The organism is Massilia pseudoviolaceinigra, assembly GCF_030846505.1.
GTDB lineage: Bacteria > Pseudomonadota > Gammaproteobacteria > Burkholderiales > Burkholderiaceae_D > Telluria_A > Telluria_A violaceinigra.
The window spans coordinates 241762-260805 of the sequence record NZ_JAVCWL010000002.1; the positions used below are offsets into that span (position 1 = coordinate 241762).

10 protein-coding genes are annotated in these 19044 nt (G+C 64.0%); 7 read left to right on the forward strand and 3 right to left on the reverse strand.

What is annotated here, in order from left to right:
* The first annotated feature begins 70 nt into the window (after nt 1–70).
* Nucleotides 71–634, forward strand: a complete 564-nt coding sequence (locus tag RBA40_RS02995; protein WP_306645849.1) for a cohesin domain-containing protein — start codon at nt 71–73, stop codon at nt 632–634.
* Between the two features lie 104 nt (nt 635–738).
* On the opposite strand, the gene RBA40_RS03000 is transcribed toward RBA40_RS02995, so the two are convergent.
* Together RBA40_RS03000 and RBA40_RS03005 are read right to left on the reverse strand one after the other, a co-directional pair.
* Nucleotides 739–2382, reverse strand: coding sequence for a DUF4394 domain-containing protein (locus RBA40_RS03000; RefSeq protein WP_306645850.1), 1644 nt, complete (start codon nt 2380–2382; stop codon nt 739–741).
* Nucleotides 2383–2629: 247 nt separating this feature from the next.
* Nucleotides 2630–2863, reverse strand: a complete 234-nt coding sequence (locus RBA40_RS03005; protein WP_306645852.1) for a hypothetical protein — start codon at nt 2861–2863, stop codon at nt 2630–2632.
* 130 nt (nt 2864–2993) lie between these two features.
* Here RBA40_RS03005 and RBA40_RS03010 point away from each other — a divergent pair, with 130 nt between their 5' ends.
* The 4 genes from RBA40_RS03010 (at nt 2994) to RBA40_RS03025 (ending at nt 15968) form a co-directional block, all read left to right on the forward strand.
* Complete coding sequence (locus RBA40_RS03010; protein WP_306645854.1) at nt 2994–6569, forward strand: CHAT domain-containing protein; 3576 nt, start codon at nt 2994–2996, stop codon at nt 6567–6569.
* A gap of 39 nt (nt 6570–6608) precedes the next feature.
* The gene (locus tag RBA40_RS03015; protein ID WP_306645855.1) at nt 6609–8387 is read left to right on the forward strand and encodes an alpha/beta hydrolase; all 1779 of its coding nucleotides are present in this window, start codon (nt 6609–6611) and stop codon (nt 8385–8387) included.
* A gap of 119 nt (nt 8388–8506) precedes the next feature.
* Nucleotides 8507–10273: an ATP-binding response regulator gene (locus tag RBA40_RS03020; protein ID WP_306645856.1), complete on the forward strand. Its 1767-nt coding sequence runs from the start codon at nt 8507–8509 to the stop codon at nt 10271–10273.
* Entirely contained in the window at nt 10251–15968 is a 5718-nt protein-coding gene (locus RBA40_RS03025) for an alkaline phosphatase D family protein (RefSeq protein ID WP_306645857.1), read from the forward strand. The genes RBA40_RS03020 and RBA40_RS03025 overlap by 23 nt, the downstream gene beginning before the upstream one ends.
* Here RBA40_RS03025 and RBA40_RS03030 read toward each other — a convergent pair.
* Nucleotides 15965–16669 carry a response regulator gene (locus tag RBA40_RS03030; RefSeq protein WP_306645859.1) on the reverse strand — a complete coding sequence of 235 codons (705 nt, stop codon included), beginning with the start codon at nt 16667–16669 and terminating at the stop codon, nt 15965–15967. The genes RBA40_RS03025 and RBA40_RS03030 overlap by 4 nt on opposite strands.
* Nucleotides 16670–16901: 232 nt before the next feature.
* Between RBA40_RS03030 and RBA40_RS03035 the strand changes: the two genes are divergently transcribed.
* Together RBA40_RS03035 and RBA40_RS03040 are read left to right on the forward strand one after the other, a co-directional pair.
* Complete coding sequence (locus RBA40_RS03035) at nt 16902–18431, forward strand: hypothetical protein (RefSeq protein WP_306645861.1); 1530 nt, start codon at nt 16902–16904, stop codon at nt 18429–18431.
* Nucleotides 18428–19012, forward strand: a complete 585-nt coding sequence (locus tag RBA40_RS03040; RefSeq protein WP_306645863.1) for a hypothetical protein — start codon at nt 18428–18430, stop codon at nt 19010–19012. Before RBA40_RS03035 ends, RBA40_RS03040 begins: the two co-directional genes overlap by 4 nt.
* Nucleotides 19013–19044: the final 32 nt, after the last annotated feature.

Here is a 19044-nt window from a genome sequence, read left to right on the forward strand (position 1 = left end):
CGGCCGGGTGACCGCATCCGGCCGGCCGTTACCGCACAACACGCCCTTCGGGGCAATAGGAAAAAACAAGATGACGATTTTGAAGAAATGCCTGGCTGCCATTCTGCTGGCCGCCAGTACCCAGGCTTTTGCAATTCCAACGCTGTCGCTGAGCGCCTTGCCGGCGCCGGCCACGGTGGGCTCGACGGTGGATCTTGCCGTAAAAATCTCCGACATTTCGGATCTGTACACCTACCAGTTCACGCTCACCTTCGATTCGGCTTTGCTCAAGGCGAACAGCGTCACTGAAGGCGCTTTCCTGAGCACCGCCGGCCCGACCTTCAGCGACGGCGGCGTGATCGATAACGCGACCGGCATGGTCTCGTACGTGTTCAACACGCGCCTCGGCGCGGGCGCGGGCGCCTTCGGCAGCGGCAATCTGGCGCACTTCAGTTTCGATACCCTTGCCGCCGGCAGTGCGGCGTTGACCTTCTCCGACGTGCTGTTTCTGGACTCGAACCAGAACGAAATCGCCGTCACGGCCGATAACGGTTCGGTGCAGGTCGTGCCGGAGCCGGCAACCTACATGATGATGGGTGTCGGCTTGCTGGCGCTGGGCGCGATGCGGCGCCGCCAGCTGGGCGCGCGCGCCTGAACCATCGTGCCGGCGGGGTAGCCGCCGGCATTGATAGTGCATCACGACAGAGGCATGCGCAGGTTCGCGCTACTGTGCCCCTGCGCTGTCGTGATGCGACCCGCTTACTTCAACGATATCGCGATATCGACCACGGCAGCGCCACCGCTGCCGATCACCGACGCCGCCGCGTTCGCCGCGCCGTTCACAGGCACTGCCGTTCCCGTTGCCAGATCGACCCGGTACAGCGTGCTCGGGCCGCTGGCCGTGCTACGCAACGCCGCCAGCACCAGGCCATTGGCGCCACCCGCGATATCCATGCTTGCGTCGCCAACGACATCGACACCGAACGCGCCGATATTGGTCAACGTGCCATCGTTCGGCGGGTTTTGCAGCGCCAGGTTGTCGCTGCCGGTATCGGCCACGAACAGCATCGTCGCGCTGGTGCCGGCGAAGCTGTTGGTGTAGGCACCCGCGGTCACGACCGGATTGGCGCCGGCCCGGTTGATGCTGCCGTCGGTGGTCGTGGCGCCCGTGTCGACGTTGATGCGCAGGCTCTGGCCGGCATTGCTGATGACGCGCAGGCGGTCGGCCACCGGATTGAAGTCGACCGCAAACTCGCTGCCGGAGACGATGCTGAAAGGCAGGGTGAGGTCGGCGGCGTCGGCGGCGAGCGTGGCCTTGGCGGTGGCCACGCCGCTGGTGGTGTCGATGGTCATGATGCGGCCGGCCGAGGAAATACCATACAGCAGGCCGTCTTTTGGACGGATATCGAATCCGAGCAGCTTTTCGCCGCTGTTCAGGCCCGTGATGGCGACATCGGTGTCGAACCTGGCCGGGGTGGCCGCCTTGAACGACACCAGGCGCGCGCTGTCGGTCAGGCCGAATACGACCGGCACTTTCGGCGCACGCAGTGCCAGGCCCTTGACGCTATCGGTCAGGTCGAGCGCCGCGAGCAGCGTTGCGGCATTCGTTGCGGCACTCAGGTTGATCGTGTACAGAGCCGTCTTGCCGCCCACGGTCAGCGCGGCCAGGCCGCGGTTGGTGCGGGCGTCGATGTCGAAGCCGCCGACCGCGCTTGCCGCCACGCCCAGCGCAAGCGGTGCGCTCAGGGTGCCATTATTGGGCGGGGTCTGGGTGTAGAGCATGGCGCTGGCGGCGTCGATGACGAACAAGGTGGTGCTGGCGGTGCCGGCAAACCCGTTGGTGTAGGCGGCCGAGGTGATCTTCGCCGTGGCCGGGCCCCCGTTGATGTCGCCATCGGTGGTGGCGGCGCCGCTGTCGACGTTGATGCGCAGGTTCTGGCCGGTGTCGCTGACCACGCGCAAGCGGTCGGCCGCCGGGTTGAAGTCGACTGCGAAGTCTGCGCCGCGCAGGGCGGTGAAGGGCGCGCTGGTGTCGGCCGCGTCGGCCACGATGGTGGACCTGACGGCCGCCGCGCCGGTCGACGGGTCGATGGTGTAAATGCGTCCGCTGCTGCCAACGCCATACAATTGGCCATCGACCGCCCGGAAATCGATGCCCACGATGGTTTCCGACGGCTGCAAGCCCGATACGGCGACGTTGGTGCGCAGGGTATTGTCGGCGTTGAGCGAGACGATGCGGCCGGCGCTGGTCAGCAGCACGGTGTCGCCAGCGTCGACGACCGGTGGCGCCACCACCACCGGCGGCAGGGGCGTAGGGCCGTCGTTGTCGTCACCGCCGCAGGCGGTCAGGGTCATGGCGATGGCGGAAGCGAGCAGGAGCTTGGTAAGTGGGGCGGTTTGCATGGTCGTGTCCTCGTTTTCTTATGAAAAAGTCACCCGGGTATCGGGAGCGATACACCACATACGCTTCCAGCATGCGATTCGGATTCAATATTCTTGAAAACTTTTTCGTAAAGGCGCGTCCAGCGGGGGGCGCTTGAACGCCATGGACTGCTGCTGCGGCCAGTCGGGAAATCTTTCCCTCTTTTCTCACGGTATAAAATTTCCATTAAGAAAAAGTCATTGTAGAAAGACGCTGATCGAACCAACGTCACGTTCGAGCTTGTTGCTTGATTGCTGGTCCATTGATGCGGATGAACCTCACTATATTGAACGCCTGGGCATCGATGAAGGTCATCCATGTCGAGGTGTAGAACTGCTCCTGCGGCGACGGCGGGCGGAAGCCATTTTGCAGCGAACCGCGCAGGCCGAACGCGGGCGTGAAGTCGTAGCGCGCTGCCAGCTTGTCGATTGTGCTTGTTGTTAACAGAACGACGCATTTCACAGGTGCTTAGAAGGCGAGCGCAATGCCGCTGTACTGGCCGAACGGCTTGGCCTATTGGCCAGTTGGCTTCTCGAATGGCCTGCTGTAATGTCATAAGCTCCACGCCGCCGGATACGCGGCTGCAAATGCGATGCGTTCGCTAAAGGGTGGCTTGGAAAACTTCAGAATCGATGGCCGCAACCGCGCGCGACATCGTGGTCGATTTTTGAAATCGTTGCAGCTCGATAGTTTCTTGGGTATCAAGACTCGCGTCAGTATGAACGCGACTCCTGATTTGGAGAAAAAAATGTGGCGCATTGCACTCCCGTTTTTTTTGCTCATGTTTGCCTTCACAGCGCGCGCTTCCACAGACGCTGACAAGCATGCCGAGTTTCGTGCGCTTGCCAGGGATGTTGCGGCGAACGTCGAAGCGGCGGCCGGGAGGCTTTACGCGGAGGGGATTCAAGGCTATGCGCCCGATAGCGATCGGCGCAACGCCATCGGACGCCTGCGGGCCAGGCTCGAGAAATTTTCAGAAATCCCTGCCCCCACGGAATGGGACATCAAAAACGCCGGCTATGCGCTGGGTCGGCTGATCGAAGACGATCCGGAGGTGTACGCGGCAGTCGTCAACGAACCTGTCATGCTCGCCCGGCTTCGTTCCGCTGAGCTGAACATGGGAATGGAGTTTTTCGTTGCGCCCGAACTGGTTTCGCAGGGCATGAAAATTCTCGACGACCTGCTCGCCTTGGCGAAGACCGCTCCAGCCAAAGTGCCTCCAGCCGGCAAGGAGGGGCTGCCCATCAGCGGCGAGAACCTGGACGATCTTGCCGATGAGCTGAAAAAAGAACGTGCTCAAATAGCCGGCGAAGCCTTCGCTAATCGATATATGGCAGCCAAGACCGGGGCAATGTTCTACCAGATGCTGGGAGCATTGCACCGAAGCGGGCGCATCTCCGACGGGTCGCTCGATACGCAGATCATGTCTTACCTGCTTGAAGCCAAGGGGCCGGCGTACGACTATTATCGCCTGTACGCGTTCTACGGCAACAACTACGCGCTTGCCAACCGCCTCGGCAGCATGTACCTGGCAAAGCACTGCGCTGACGCGGAAAACTTCAGCTTTACCTGCTTCACTGTCATAACGCAGACGGCCTTCAACTATTATCGGCTCGGTGATACCGCCGCCTATGGCGCTACGCTGCGGCAGCTGGATAAAGCACTCGGTGAACATCGGCGGCTGCGGCTGGCGACCATGTCCATGAGTGCGGTGGCGGGAACAGAGACAGAAAGCAGGAAAAAAGCGCTTGTGGAATTGAGATCGCACATACCCAACATGGACAGCTTGATCGATGGCGATGAAGGAAATTGGGAAGTCGACGAGATGGAGCGGATGGCGGCCGCCGTGATGCAAGCCCAAGCCGTAGGCTACTGGATCGCGCGAGCTGACGGCAAGAACTTCCCCCGGATTGCAAAAGCGATGGCAGAGGGCAAGGATGAGGAATTCGCCGAAGATGACAGGGCGTCAGTGCTAATCGTCGGCGCCTATTTAAGTTCCATCGCATTGAATGATTACGATGCGTTAGTGACAGCGATAAATGGCATACGCGATTTAATGGCTGCGCACGCCGCAGAAAACGAGGCCGATATCGACCTCGCCCCTGTCGATCTCATGAAGGTTGGCGCAATGTACGGCGCCAACAAGCTGAAAGAGGCGCGCGAACTCGCAAAGAAAATAAGGAGCAGCCCCGCATTCAGCCCGCCACGGATTGATGCCGGGCCAGCGCCCTCGAGCGTTCTTTCAAGCTGCCACTCGGCTGCAAGTTTCGTGCCGAACGAAGCCGCGAATCCGGTCATGTCCGCCAACCAGTATCTATTAAGTAAGATCGAAATGAAGCTCGGCCTGAGAATGGGCGAACGCGTGCCGATAGCGGCGGTCCGTTCGATCATGGAATACGAGGCTCGCGAACTGCTCGCAGAAACATCCAGCAGGAACGAGAAACATCAAGCTTTCCTGCCTTCGGATTTTATCTCGAGCTGGCCTGACTACAGCAAGGTTTTCGCAGGTGATATAGTTGCGCGCTCACGACTTGCCAAGGCGGCCAAATGCCTGCTCGCGCGTCCAGAAATCGTCGAGCGCCTGGGCTACGATTTCGTCAACAAAGGCAACAAGGAGCGTCAAACCCTGAATGCGTCCATCTTCGCCTTGCTGGCGGACAGCGGAATGTTTCAGCAGCACAGCAAGGTGATCGACAACGAGGACTTCGTGCTGTTGCAGGCAGCGTCCATCATGCAGGCGCACAACGGCATATCGTCCGCGGCGGCCCGATCGGTCTTTGCCAGCAGCGATGTTCGCAACAGTATTCAGGGGGCGGAGCTTGGCATGGCACGACTTACCGACCAGTTCAACGCGTCGGCCAAGCAATATAACTTATCGGAAATGGTAAAACTGATCTCCGCGGACAAGGCTGGCGGCCTGGAACCGATGCTGTCGAGCATGATGAATTATCCGGAAGAGTTCGCAAAATATGCGGAACTCAGGAATCAAAGTATTGCCACGCTGGATGAAGTAAAAAGGATGCTGAAAGCAGGCGACGCGGCCATGCTGTTGACCCTGTTCGATGGCAGGCTGGTATCGGTCATTGTGCGGCAAGATTCCGCCAGAGTGCGGTCGGCCAGCGTCTCGCGCAAGGCGATAAACAGTGCCGTGGCCGAACTGCAGGCAAGTACCAATTTTCTCTCACGGCAGAGTACACGCTTGCCGCCCCCTTATCGCGCCGACATCGCCTGGCAGCTCTACAAGCAATTGTTCAAACCCATCGAGGCTTGGCTCGCCGGCGTGCGCACGGTGTATCTGGTGGCAGGTGAAGATCTGGCCCTGATTCCATTCTCCGCGCTGGTCACATCGATACCGCCGGCCCAGTCGGCCGTTGACTTCTCGACATACCGCCAGTTGCACTGGCTCGGAGACAAGCTCGCCTTCGTCTCGCTTCCCTCAGTGCATTCGCTGCTTAAAACCGCCGCCGTAAACAATCGGGAAACTCCCAGCTTACTCGGCGTCGGCGACCCGGAGGTGGCCACGCAGATGCTGATCGACCTTCGTCTATCGCCAATGCCAGACACCGCCAGCTTGCTCAACAGAGTCCGCAAGAGCGGCGATCCGGCGCCGCTGCTGCGCGCCCAAGCCAGCTATGGGGCCTTGCTAGCAGCCAGCAACAGTGGAATTCTGTCGAGCGCGGATATCGCCTTGATCAACTCCCACGCACTGGCGGCCGGCGAGAGTGCAAAATATGGAACGCAGGAGCCGGCCATTCTGCTGGCGCCCACAAGCCAGGCTGACCCCGCCGATTTCCTCGATCCCACGAAGGTGATGTCGATGAAACTGTCGCTCAGGCTGATCATGCTGCTTGCATGCGAGACGGCGGGTGGCCGCACGATAGACAATGCACAGCCGTATGCAGGACTGGTCAATTCATTTTTCTTCGCAGGCGCCGATTCAGTGGTGGCGACCAATTTGCCGGTGGATCCGGCCGTCGCGGAAGACTTCGCGGTGCACTTCCTTCAGTACATCAGGGATGGCAAGAAGTCCAGCGCCATGGCGTTGCAGATGGCCGCAGCCGATGTCCGTTGCGCGAACGATTCCATGGCCTGTGCCGAGGGCGATCGATATGTGTGGGCCCATCCTGCGTATTGGTCCCAATTCACGCTGGTGGGTTCGGGCCGCTGAAATTGACGTTAGCGTTCGTTAAATAGAGGAGAACATCGCATGAGCACCTCCCGTTGCAGGAATGCCAATACATATGCGCGGCAGACTGCCGCCGCTTTGTTTCTTAGTGGCATGTGTTTGGCTCAAGCCGCACCAACAGTGTCGGATATCATCATCAAGAACAATATCAAAGACGGTGAGGTGCCTACCGCTACCCTGATGCACATCATCTCGACGGCGGAGCCAAACAACCAGGACGAACGAGACGTGGTGCTCGGGTTGAAACAGGACGTCCTCGAGCGCTACTTGAACAATGAGACGCAAGATAATAAAGAAGCCGCGCTGGCGCTATCGATAGCGGTCGTTGAAGACGCACGTGAACTCTACGGAAAGGACAGCGCCAGGGTAATCCCCGTCTTGCGCCTGGCCGCGCGCGTGTGCTTGCACTACCAGGAGCGTGCCCGCGCCGTCACTCTGCTGACCGACGCGCTGCGCGTCTCCGAGATCGTTTATGGTGCCGATGACCCGGCCAGCCGTTTTGTCATGCGCGATCTGGGGCAAAGCTACGCAGCGAAAGGCAATCCTGCCCGAGCCGATCAATTGAAGAAGAAGGCGGAGTACCTGAAGAAGGTGGCGCCAGCCTCGATCAGGGGTATCAGCGTATTGGCGAGCGCTCCGCCCGCGATTGAATCGAAGCCCTATCAACTGGTTCCGGTCTTTTTCCAGACTACCCGCAAGAAAACGGGTAACGACGATCCCCAAGCGTATTTCGGCACCCAGCGCGCCGGCGCAAGCAGCTATGGCGTTTCCTATGTCAGCGTGCCGCGCCAGCGCGAAAGCGGCACGATTCCGCACGCATCCATCCTCAAGCTGGACTTCAGCACCGATCCGAACCGCCATGTGATTCTGAAGGAGATTTCCCTGTACGACGGCAGGGCAGGCTTCCTGAAGGCCATCACAAAGAGAATGAACGCGTCCGCCCGCAAGGAATCGCTCGTCTACATCCACGGTTTCAATCAATCGTTCCAGGATGGGATGGAAACAGCGGGCATGCTGGCTGTCGATCTGGAAATCGACGGCAGCGTCGTCTCGTACGCCTGGCCCTCCAAGAAAAATGTGCTCAAGTACGTCGCAGATATGGATGAATCGAATGCGGTGATCAATAAGGATGCCCTTAAAGAATTGCTGGTCGACGTGTCCAGTTCGGTTGGTGCAAAGAGCGTCTACGTGATCGCTCACTCGATGGGCAACCGATTGCTGCTCGACGCGTTGCAGCTCTTGCCCTCCAGCGGTGAAAAGCGGCGTTTCGATAGCGTGATCTTTGCCTCGCCCGACGTGGAGAGCAATGAGTTCGAAACGATGGTCGGCAAAACGTTCAGCCAGGCGAGCAGAATGACGCTATATACGGCCGGGAGCGACATTCCTCTCAGTCTGTCGGAGTTGATTCGCGCAGGACTGTTCAATACCGATAAATTACGCCGCGCTGGCGACCGCGATGGCGGTGTAAAGTCACACCCGTATCTGGACGTGGTCGATGCGTCCAAGGCGCAAGCGGATTGGCTGGGACACCGCAACTTCGCCCAACTGGCCAAGGATGACTTGAGGGCCTTGTTGTGGTTACGCGTCCCGGCAACCAGGCGCTGCGTGCTGCAGGCACAGACCGGAGGATGGCGCTACGACCCGCAGGTCGACTGCAGCTCCGGTGCCTTCGGCATGGCGACCCTGTACTACCGGCGCCTGCAGGATACCGCAAAGGCGGCGGCGCAGCTCGATAGCACTGCCGGCCCGCTGGCGAAGCAGGCCAGTTCGATCCTCAAAGGCATGCTGCCGACGAACTAGCGCCGGGCGGCTTGGCCAATTGGCCAGTTGGCTTTTCAATCGGCTTGCTGTAATGTCATGAGATTCGCGCCGCCGGGGCGCCGCTGCGCCTGTGATGCATTCGCTAAAGGGTGGCTTGGATGACTTCAGAAGTCAGGGTTGCAACCGCACACAGCCTCGAAGCCGAGCTTCTCCGCCTGCTCGCACGCCAGGGCCGGCGTGTGCCCATTCCGGTCTTCCTCGGCGCCGTCATGATTGCCGCCCTGGCGTGGGGACGCGTTCCCACCGTGTACCTGGGCGCCTGGCTGCTGCTCGTGGCGCTGGTGCTGACCGCCCGCTGGCTCATCCTGGGCCGGCTGCCGGCGCTGGCCAACCTGAGCGATGCGCGCCGCCTGCACATCTGCATCGCCCTGAGCGCCCTGAACGGCTGCACGCACGCGCTGTCGCTGCTGTTCTTCACGGCGCTGCCCGAATTCCAGCGCGCCATCCAGTCCCTGCTGCTGGTGGGGCTGTGTGCCGGCTCGGTTGCCACCACCGCGGGCTATCGCCCGGTGTTTCTCGCTTTCCTGCTGCCGGTGATGGCGCCGCTGGTGGCCCAGTGGGCGCTGATGGGCCATGGCGGCTGGATCGGCGGCGCCACCGCGCTCATTCTGGCTCTCTTCGGTGCGGTGCTGATTGCCCTGGCCAGCGACTCGTTCCGCCTGTTTCGCGAATCGTTCGAGATTCGCCTGCAGCAGGCCAGCCTGAACGCACAGCTCAAGCTTGCCCTGAGCGCGGCCGAAGCGGCCAACCGCGCCAAGACCCGCTTCCTGGCGTCGGCCAGCCACGACCTGCGCCAGCCGGTGCACGCGCTCTCCCTGTTCGCCGGCGCACTCGCCATGCAGCCGCTCGATGACGACAGCCGCGACATCGCGCGTCACATGGGGCAGGCGATCCAAACCTTGTCGGGCCAGCTCGATGCCTTGCTCGACGTCTCCAAGCTCGACGCCGGCATCGTCCAGGTTCGCCCGGCGGAGCTGGAGCTGGCGCCCTTTCTTGCGTGCGTGTACGACGAATATCTTCCGGCCGCCCAGGCCAGGGGCTTGCAGCTGACGCTCGAGTGCGACTGCGCTCCCCTGATCGTGACCGACGAGGTGCTGCTGGGCCGGCTGGTGTGCAATCTGGTCGACAACGCGATCAAGTACACCACGCAGGGCTCGGTCAGCCTGAGCCTGAGCGGGCAGGGCGGCCAGGTGGTCATGGCGGTGGTGGACAGCGGCAGCGGCATTCCCCTCGCCGAGCACGATCGCGTGTTCGAGGAGTTCTATCAGATTGGAAACTCCGAGCGCGACCAGAGCAAGGGCCTTGGCCTTGGCTTGTCGATCGTGCGCCGCCTGGCGGACCTGCTGCGGATGCGTCTCGAAATGGTGTCGTTCCCCGGCACTGGCACCAGCTTTTACCTGGTATGCGAGCAGTCCGGCCAGCAAGGCACCGGTGCGCGCCCAGCAGCCGCGCCCGCCGCGCCGATTCCCGGCCGGCACGTCCTGGTGGTCGACGACGATGCCTCGGTCCGCGCCGGTATGCAGGCGCTGCTGCACGGACTGGGCGCGCAAGTGACGCTGGCCGGCAGCACCGCCGAAGCCCTGGCGGCGGTTGTGCAACGCTGTCCGGATATGCTGCTGGTCGACTTTCGCCTGCGCGACGGCGACAACGGCCTGGCCACCGTGGCCGCGCTGCGCCAGCTTTACCCCGCGCTGCCCGCCATCCTGATCAGCGGCGACACCGCGCCCGACCGCCTGCGCGAAGCGAACAGCGCCGGCCTCCCATTGCTACACAAACCCGTCGCCGCCGACGTCCTCAGGCAAGCCATGGACGACGCCGGCGCACTTCCCGCGAGCGCTTGCCATGGACCAGACGAACAGCGTTAAACGGGCGCCGGCATGGCTCTCGCAAGGTGTCGAACATCTGTTTTCCACCTTGAAAGAGGAGGGCGAGCCGGCGATCGATGTCGACGTGCTGATCGTCGGCAGCGGCTACGGTGGCGCGGTGGCCGCGGCCGGGCTGGCCGGCAGCAGCAAGGATGGCAAGCCGGTGACGGTCTGGGTGCTCGAACGCGGCAAGGAATACCTGCCGGGCTCCTTCCCGGGCCGCATGAGCGAGCTGGCCGGCCATGTGCGTGTCAGCATGCCGAACGGGGCCGCGCCGAGCGGCGAGCGCGAGGGCTTGTTCGATGTGCGCGTGGGCGGCGATGTCAGCGCGCTGGTCGCCAATGGCCTGGGCGGCGGATCGCTGATCAACGCGGGCGTCATGGTGCGCCCGCGCGGGGCGCCGCTCAAACTACTGGCCGGGCTGGTCGGCGACCTGGAACCGTACTTCGTCAGGGCCCTCGACGCCCTTGGCGCGCAGGTCGGCGGTGAAGCGAATACGATCGAGAAGCACGCCGGGCCGCCGCCGGCCAAATACGAGGCCCTGCGCAAGATGGCCGGCCGGCTGCCACCCGGCGACGGCGTGTTCAGCCCGGCCCCCATCACGGTCGCCATGCGCGAGCGCGCCAGCGCCGCCGGCGTGGGCTTGTCCGCCTGCGCCATGTGCGGCGACTGCGCCACCGGCTGCAACCTGAACGCCAAGGAGTCGCTCGATACCAACCTGCTGTACAAGGCGTGGAAGCAGGGTGCGAAGCTGTACACCGGGGCCACGGTGCTGCGCATCGAGCGCGACGCCAGGCTGGGGGGCTGGTGCGTGCACGTCAACTACACCGACGCCAAACTGCGCGCGCGGCGCGACTTGCCGTACAAGATTCGCGCGCGCAAGCTGATCCTGGCGGCCGGCACCTTCGGCTCCACCGAAATCCTGCTGCGCTCCCAGAGCGACGAGCTCAGTTTCTCGTCGACGATCGGCCGTAAGTTTTCCAGCAACGGCGACATGATTGCCATCGCTTACGATGGGCCCGATCCTGTCGACGGCGTGGCGGACGAAGCCAAGCCCCCGCGCGAGCGCGAGGTCGGCCCGACCATCACCGGCATGGTCGACCTGCCCGGCAAGCCCGGCGAGCCCTCCGACCTGCTGATCGAGGACATGGCGGTGCCGGGACCCTTGCGCCGCCTGTTCGAGGAAATGGCCAGCACCGCCAACACCCTGCATGAACTCGGCCGGCTCGACGCCAGCGTTCATACCGGCCTGCCCGACGAGCGCGATCCGTGCGCGGTCGACCGCGACCGGCTGGGGCGCAGTGCGCTGCTGGCCGTGATGGGGGACGACGGCGCGGGCGGGTGGCTCGAACTGGTCGGCGGCAAGGACGACGATAGCGGCGACGGCGCGATCCGGGTGCGCTGGCCGGCACTGCGCGACCATTGGCTGTTCCCGCATCAGGTGCGGGCACTCGGCGGCGCGACGGACAGCGGCAATCCCGGGCCCGGCCCGAACGGGACTATCCTGCCCAATCCTTTGTGGAAGCTGCTGCCCGAATCGATGGAGTTCCTCCTGTCGAACCGGCGCGGGCCCTTGTTGACCGTGCATCCGCTGGGCGGCTGCGCGATCGGCGCGAGTGTGGGCAAGGGCGTGGTCAACGATTGCGGCGAGGTGTTCCGCGCACTGACCGGCGATGACGACACCGTGCACGATGGCTTGATGGTACTCGACGGCGCCATCCTGCCCGGCGCGCTGGGGGTCAATCCGGCGCTGACCATCACGGCGCTGGCGCTGCGTGCCATCGACAAGCTGAAACGGAAATGGGACTGGGATACACCGCCGGCCGCCACGCCAGCCGCCGCGCCGTTGCCGGTAACCCGGCCGCGCTTCCGGGCCGAACAGGAACCGGAGACACCACGCCCGACCACGGCCCAGTTCATCGAACGCATGTCCGGCCCGGCAACGCTGGTCGACCGCCACGGCGTCAAGCTGCACTGCATGATCGAGCTGAGCCTGCATTTTTCCGCCATCGACCTCGCTAGCCTGGTGCTGCCGAAGGCTGGCCAGGCGGTGCCGATCAAGCGCGCGTTGCAGGTCGATGCAGCGGCCAGCAAGCTTGAGCTCTTTGACGCCAACCAGTGGGACGAATGGAAGCTGAGGCGGGAAGTGCCGGGCGAAACGCCGCCACCGCCCTTGCTCAAGGCGGCCGTGGCCGGCACGCTGCATTTCTTCCACCGGGAAGCATCCACGCCAAAGCAGCGCCGCTCGAACAGTTTGCTGCCCTGGCTGCTCAACCGCGGCTTGCGCGACTTGTGGCAGTGGGGCGCCGAGCGCTGGTCGCAGGGCGGCCTGTCATTCACGCGCGAGACGGCGCGCCAGTTGCAGGGCGAATTGCGCATGCGTTACGACAACGCCATGGCCCTCGCGTCGCACGCCGGGGAAGTGCGCCTGTTCGAGTACGCTATCGATATCGGCGCAAGCGACGTGGCCGGTTCGCGCCTGGACGCGAACAAGTTCAGCGGTCAGCGCATTCTCGGCACCAAGCGCTTCACCTACGCGCGTGCCTCGAATCCCTGGAACCAGCTCATGCGCATGGAGGTCGACTCCTTTCCCTGCCTGAGAGCGGGCACCCGGCCCGAACTGGAGCTCGACACCAATTTCCTGGTGCGCGAAAACGTGGCGCTGTTTCGCATCCTGGGCCAGCAGGACCAGCCGGCCGCGCTGGCCGATGTGGTGTCGCTCGGTGCCTACCTGCTGCGCCTGTTGCTCAGCATCCACGTGTGGAGCCTGCGCAAGCCCGATGCGACGCCGATGCGCGTGCCTGCGCGCCTGCCGGGCATCATTCCCGGACTGCCGCGTCCGGAAATCACCGAGCTGGAAGTCGACCAGCTCCCGGACGGCACGCCCGTGCATGTGCGCCTGACGCGCTACCGGTGCGACGAACGGCACCTGGATCGCCCCCCGGTGGTCATGATCCACGGCTACAGCGCGAGCGGCACTACCTTCGCCCATCCGGCCGTCAGGCCGAACCTGGCAAGCTACCTGTGGAAGCGCAAACGCGACGTCTGGATCGTCGACCTGCGCACCAGCAGCGGCATGCCGCATGCGCGCCATCCCTGGACGTTCGAAGATGCGGCGCATGCCGACATTCCGGCCGCGATTGCGCATGTCTGCCGCGTTGCCGGGGACGATGTCGACGTGATCGCCCACTGCATGGGGGCGGCCATGATCAGCATGGCCATCCTGGCCGAGCCGCGCGCGGGCGAGCGCTTTGCGGCGGAACGGCTGGCGATGAACGGAAACATCCGGCGCCTGGTGCTGTCTCAGGTGGGGCCGCTGGTGGTGTTCAGCCAGGCCAACATTTTCCGCGCCTACCTGCTCGGTTTCCTGCGCCAGCTGTTGCCGCTACGCGGTTTCGCATTCCGGGTCGAGGGCGAGCCGAGCCTCATGGACGAACTGATCGACCGTCTGCTGGCCACGACGCCATACCCGATGGAAGAATTCCATCTAGAAAATCCGTGGTGGCCATGGGGCAAGGCCGATTTCGTGCGCACGCGCCACCGGATGGACGCGCTGTACGGGCGCGACTTCAGCCTGTGCAATGTGGATCGGCCGGTGCTCGACCATATCGACGACTTTTTCGGCCCGCTGAGCACCGACACGGTGTCGCAGGCCATGCACTTCGCGCGCCTGAAAACCATCACCAACCGCGCCGGGCGCAATGTCTACGTATCGCGCGAGGACATCAAGAAGCGCTGGATCTTCGATACCATGAGCGTGCATGGCATGGACAACGGCTTGTCCGATCCGGCCACCCTGGGCCGCATGGACGCCATGTTCAAGGACACCTTTTTCGCCTACGTCACCCGGCCGATGGAGGGATTCGGCCACCAGGACTGCTTTATCGGGCGCGACGCGCACAAGGTGTTCGCGGCCGTGGAAGCGTTCCTGGGGCCGGGAACGACCTCGCTGGCGGATTACAAGATGAGCGAGTCGGCCGGTCCCGACCGCTGGTCGCTGCGCACGCCGTGGAGCGGGCCGGTACGCACCAGCCTCGATACCCCGAGCGGCTTCCAGGTCGGGGCCGGATCGGACCCCGCGTACACGCGCGCGGTGCTGGTCGCCTTCATTCCGGTCACGACCGATGGCGAACACTATCGCATATGGTCCGACACGCCGGGCATGGCATCAAGGCAGGCGCTGGTGCGTGGCCTGCAGCTGTACTCCGGCGCCGGCGACGAGAATGGCTGGATGCAGTTCGCGCCCACGCCGCCGTCCGCCACCGCATCGGGCGGCCCGGACGGGCTGCTGATGCTGCTTTTCTATGACGAAAAGCCGACCTTCTTCGACAACAGGGCGTCGCCGCAGTTCCACCATCCATCCTTGCGCGGCAGGGAACTGATGGGCCTGCTGCGAGACCGGCGCGCCATGGCCGCGCCGCCCATCTTGCCGGGCAACCCGCTCGCGCTGGCGGCGATCCTCGCCGAGCTGCTCGATTTCGTCGACAAGATTTTCGACGACATCGCCCGCAGCATCGAGCGCGAACTGGCGGCCAGCCTGGCGGAGCGGCTGGCGCCGGGCCTGGTCAGTTTCGGCACCGGGGCCGCCGGCAGGGATTCATCGCGCCTGTGCTTTGCCATGGGCAGCTGCCAGTATCCGGCCGGTCTGCTCGACCAGGGACCGGCGTTCGCTTCGTTCCGGCGCCTGGCCGGGCGGCTCGACGACGATGACGGCACGGGGCCGGCCTTCCTGCTCCTGCTCGGCGACCAGATCTACAGCGACGCCACGGCTGGCCTGTTCGACCCGAGCGCGCTGGACGACCGCTATGTCCGGCCTTATGAAAAGCTGTTCGCGAACAGGCACGTCAAGTCGGTCATGCGGCGCCTGCCCACGTTCATGATGCTGGACGATCACGAGATCATGGATAACTGGGAACCGCTGGCTCATGCACGGCAGGTCGACCCCAACCTGACGGCGGGACGCTCGGGCTACCTGCGGTTTCAGCGCACGAACGCGCTGGTGCCGTCGCTGGGGACGGCGCAAGCCCCGCACGTCCTGGAGACCGGCACGCCCCTGCACGGCTTCCCCTTCTTCATCGCCGACACCCGCACCGAGCGCACGGCGCGTTCCGCGAGCATGGCCGGCTGCGCATCCATCATGAGCGAGCGCCAGTTCAAACTGCTGCTCGCTTGGCTGCTGGCCCAGCACGAGGCCGATGCGGACCGGCCGAAATTCATTGCATCGCCCTCGATCCTGGTGCCGCGCCGGCTGCGCGCCACCCATGGCGGCCCGGGCGCGCATTGCCTGCGCTCGGACGCGTGGGATGGCTATCCGGCGTCGATGCAGCGGCTGCTGGCCCACATTGGCGGCCATGGCATCGGCAACGTGGTGTTCCTGTCCGGTGACGAGCATCTTTCCTGCGAGGCGACGTTGCTGATCCAGCCGCCGGGCACGAAGCCGGCGGTCACCGTGCGATCGTTTCACAGTTCGGCCCTGTATGCGCCTTATCCGTTCGCCAATTCGATACCGGAGGACCTGGCCGACAGCGGCGAAACGTTCAGCTTCGCCGATCCGGCGGGAGCGTTCCCCGGCCAGTTCGGCTGCACCGTGGTGGAGGTGACCTATGCGAAAGGCGACGGTTTTGCGCTCGTGACGGCCGAACAGCGCGCCGGCCGCTGGAAAATCGACTGCGCCTTCGACCGTGCCCCGCCTTAGCAGGCGCTGCGGCTGTGCTCGGGCGGGCGGGGGCTGGCTTGGCACGACTGCATGTCGGGAAACAGTTGCAGGCGGTTCGCCTCGTACACCGCCGCCGTGCGGTTGAGCACGCCGAGCACCTTGAACGCAATGGCCAGGTGATGCTTGACCGTGCTCGTGGTCACCCGCATTTCGCGGGCGATCACCTTGTTGCTTTGACCCCGAATGGCGCCGAACAGGGCTTCGCGCTGGCGCGGCGAGAGCGTGTCGAGCACCGGATTGTGGGGGGGCGGCGGGCGTGGGGCCAGCTGCGCGCCCTGAATTTGCCGGCGCGGCAGTTTGCTCGGCAGCGCCACGCCCCCGTGCAGCACGGTGTCGAGCGCCTCAAGCAGGGTTTGCAGGTCGGAGGCCTTGCACACGTAGCCGGCAGCGCCATGATCGATGGTCTGGAACACGATGCGGGGATCGGTCTCGCCGGAAACGATCACGATGCAGGCGGTATCGAAGGCCTTGCGCAGGATGGTCAGGTTGTCCATGCCGTCGTTGCCGGGCATGTGCAGATCAAGCAAGATCACGTCGAAACGCTGGCCAGCGCTGGCGTACGCCAGCGCCCCGGCCCGGGTTTCCGCTACAAACACGGTGTTGCCTTTCTGCAGGCCGACCAGCGCCGACGTCAGGCTGTCCGTGAACAACTTGTGGTCATCGACAAGCAGCAAGCGCACGACTGGCTCCTTTGAAGAAATCGCCCGGACTATTGCTGTGTCCGGCACCCTGGCCACATGGCCAGGCGACCCTGTAAGGCTAGCACATTGTGCTTCCGGTATGGGCCCTCGGACTGGCCATTCGGACAATTTCGCTTGCAGCTGCAACTTCCTATACTGGGCTCCAGTTACCGGCGGCGGACTGCGATGCCAACCGGACTGTCTTCCATCGGATCCGGACAAGGGAATCAACATGAATACTTTTCTTCGATTGGGTTGCGTGCCGCTGTGCCTGGCGCTATCGGGCTGCGCCGGCATGCACCTGTACAGCGAACAGCGCGACCAGCAAGGCAAGGCTTTGAAGGCGGCGTGGGCCAAGGTGGACCTGGACAGCTATTTCACGGCCATGCATGAGCAGCGCAAGAAGCTGCTCAAGGCGGATATCGATGCGATCGCCGGCGCCCGCAGCGCCGAGGTCGACAGCGCGCTGGTGCTCCTGCTCGACGCTCGGGTCGGCAAGGGCCGCGCCGACGGAAGAACGTTTTATTCAATGCTGGACGGCGAGCTCAATGAGCTCGCTGCCACAGCGGACGCCGCCGGGTTCCTGGGCGCGGTGAAAAGATGGAAGAGCCTGTCACTGCAATTGCAGGCGAACCGGGCCAGGCAGACCGCATACCGCAAATTGCTCAAGGCGGAGGGCGCCGACGCGCCATCCTGCCGGGCGGGCAATGTTGCCGGCAGCGGCGAACTGAGCAAGTACGCCGCGGAGTATCTTGGGGAACTGGGCAAGCTGTGCGCAGGCGAAATAACGCTCGCAGGCGAACAGGATGCGCTGATCGCCAGGCTACCGGCTGGCTCGCTGCTCACCAGCGCCAAAAACACAGTCGATCTCGAGCAAAAGCACGCTGCTCTCGGTGCCGAGGCCGATGCCTTGATGGCACAGTACCGCGCCTCGCTGGAGGAGTATGCCGCAGCGGTGGGTGCCAGCCAGCCCGGCACGGCTCCTTCCGTGCGCTTGACCGCACTGGGCGGAAAGGTGCGCACCGCGCTGGCACAGATGGCGACGCTCAACAACGTACTGGGCAACGAGGCGCTTGCCGACGATCGCGTCAAGCGCATCGATGCCATCCTGCGCAAGCTGGGAACCACTGCCGATCCCGGCAAGGACGCCACCCGCGCCGAACTGGCGGCGGTCCTGGTCACGCGCGTCGCCGACGATGTCCAGGTTCTGGCCGATCTGCAAAAACCGCTGGTGCCAACGAGCCTTCTGATCCGGCGCGACCTGGAGAAAAACCGCGCCGACCTGGCCACCGTGCAGGCGGATCTTGTGCGCAAGGATATCGAACTGGTGCGGGCCGCCCAGGCGTCCCAGGTGGCCGAGGCGGTCGAGCTGCTGGTGGCCCGTTCAAGACTCGACACACTCAAACCGTGCTACGGGAGCATGAGCTTCCTCGACGCCATCGCCTTCCCGGCGGTCAAGGTCAATCCCCCCTGTGACGACGCCGACAGCCGGGCAGCGCTGTACGAAGCCGCTGGCCGCTATGCGTATGCGATCGGCGACCAGCGTGCCCGGACATTGCGTCTGGACGAACTGCGCCGCGACCTCAAGCGCGAACGGCAGCTCGCTTTCGCCCAGGCCAACGCCGGCCAATGGGCGGTGCTCATCGATGCCACTGCGGGACAGGCGGCGGCGTACGCGGCGTCGGGCCAGAAAGCGTCCGATTACAAAGACCTGGTCCAGGCGCTGTCCCTGCTCTGGATCGGACGAGGAGTAAACAAATGATGATCCGCTATTTACCGTGCATGACGGCCGCGTTGCTTCTCGCGGGTTGCGCCACCTCGCCGGTGGCGCTGGAAGAAGCGCAGCACGGCCTTTCCCTGAGCACCCAGCTCAAGCATGAGCTGGCGCTGTACGCCAGGCGCCAGGCCGCCGTCGACGACATGCGCAAGGAGCAGCTCGGCGACAACATCAAAACCTACAACGCGCGCCTGCTCGACTTGCCGGGAGACGATCAGCTATATGAGTTCAGCGGCCAGACCAAACGGCTGGCGGCGCTCAGGCAGTTGCGCAGCAGAGTGGCATTGCTGAGCGCTGCCGTGTCGGCGAAGGAAGCGGGCGTGGCCCACGTCGAGGAACTGATCAGCCAACTGGTGACGCCGCTGCCTCCGCTGGGCGAGGCCCTCGGCGCCACCGGCAAGGCGTTCGGCGCACTGGGCAAGGAATTGCCGTTCGCCGAGCGCGCCGCGCTGGCGGCATCGTTTTTTGAAGAAGTGCGCGAGGAAGCAAGGAAGAACCAGGCCGCGGCAACCGACATTGCTGCTACCGCAGCCAAGCAGCTGCCCACGACCCCGGCCACGCCGTAGCCACCACCACTGTATTCCATCCACCAACGAGG

Excerpts from the sequence above, each read along its gene's own strand:
- RBA40_RS03000 (WP_306645850.1), bottom strand. The coding sequence starts at position 2,382 with ATGCAAACCGCCCCACTTACCAAGCTCCTGCTCGCTTCCGCCATCGCC.
- RBA40_RS03010 (WP_306645854.1), top strand. The coding sequence starts at position 2,994 with ATGCGTTCGCTAAAGGGTGGCTTGGAAAACTTCAGAATCGATGGCCGC.
- RBA40_RS03020 (WP_306645856.1), top strand. The coding sequence starts at position 8,507 with ATGACTTCAGAAGTCAGGGTTGCAACCGCACACAGCCTCGAAGCCGAG.
- RBA40_RS03015 (WP_306645855.1), top strand. The coding sequence starts at position 6,609 with ATGAGCACCTCCCGTTGCAGGAATGCCAATACATATGCGCGGCAGACT.
- RBA40_RS03040 (WP_306645863.1), top strand. The coding sequence starts at position 18,428 with ATGATGATCCGCTATTTACCGTGCATGACGGCCGCGTTGCTTCTCGCG.
- RBA40_RS03025 (WP_306645857.1), top strand. The coding sequence starts at position 10,251 with ATGGACCAGACGAACAGCGTTAAACGGGCGCCGGCATGGCTCTCGCAA.
- RBA40_RS03035 (WP_306645861.1), top strand. The coding sequence starts at position 16,902 with ATGAATACTTTTCTTCGATTGGGTTGCGTGCCGCTGTGCCTGGCGCTA.
- RBA40_RS02995 (WP_306645849.1), top strand. The coding sequence starts at position 71 with ATGACGATTTTGAAGAAATGCCTGGCTGCCATTCTGCTGGCCGCCAGT.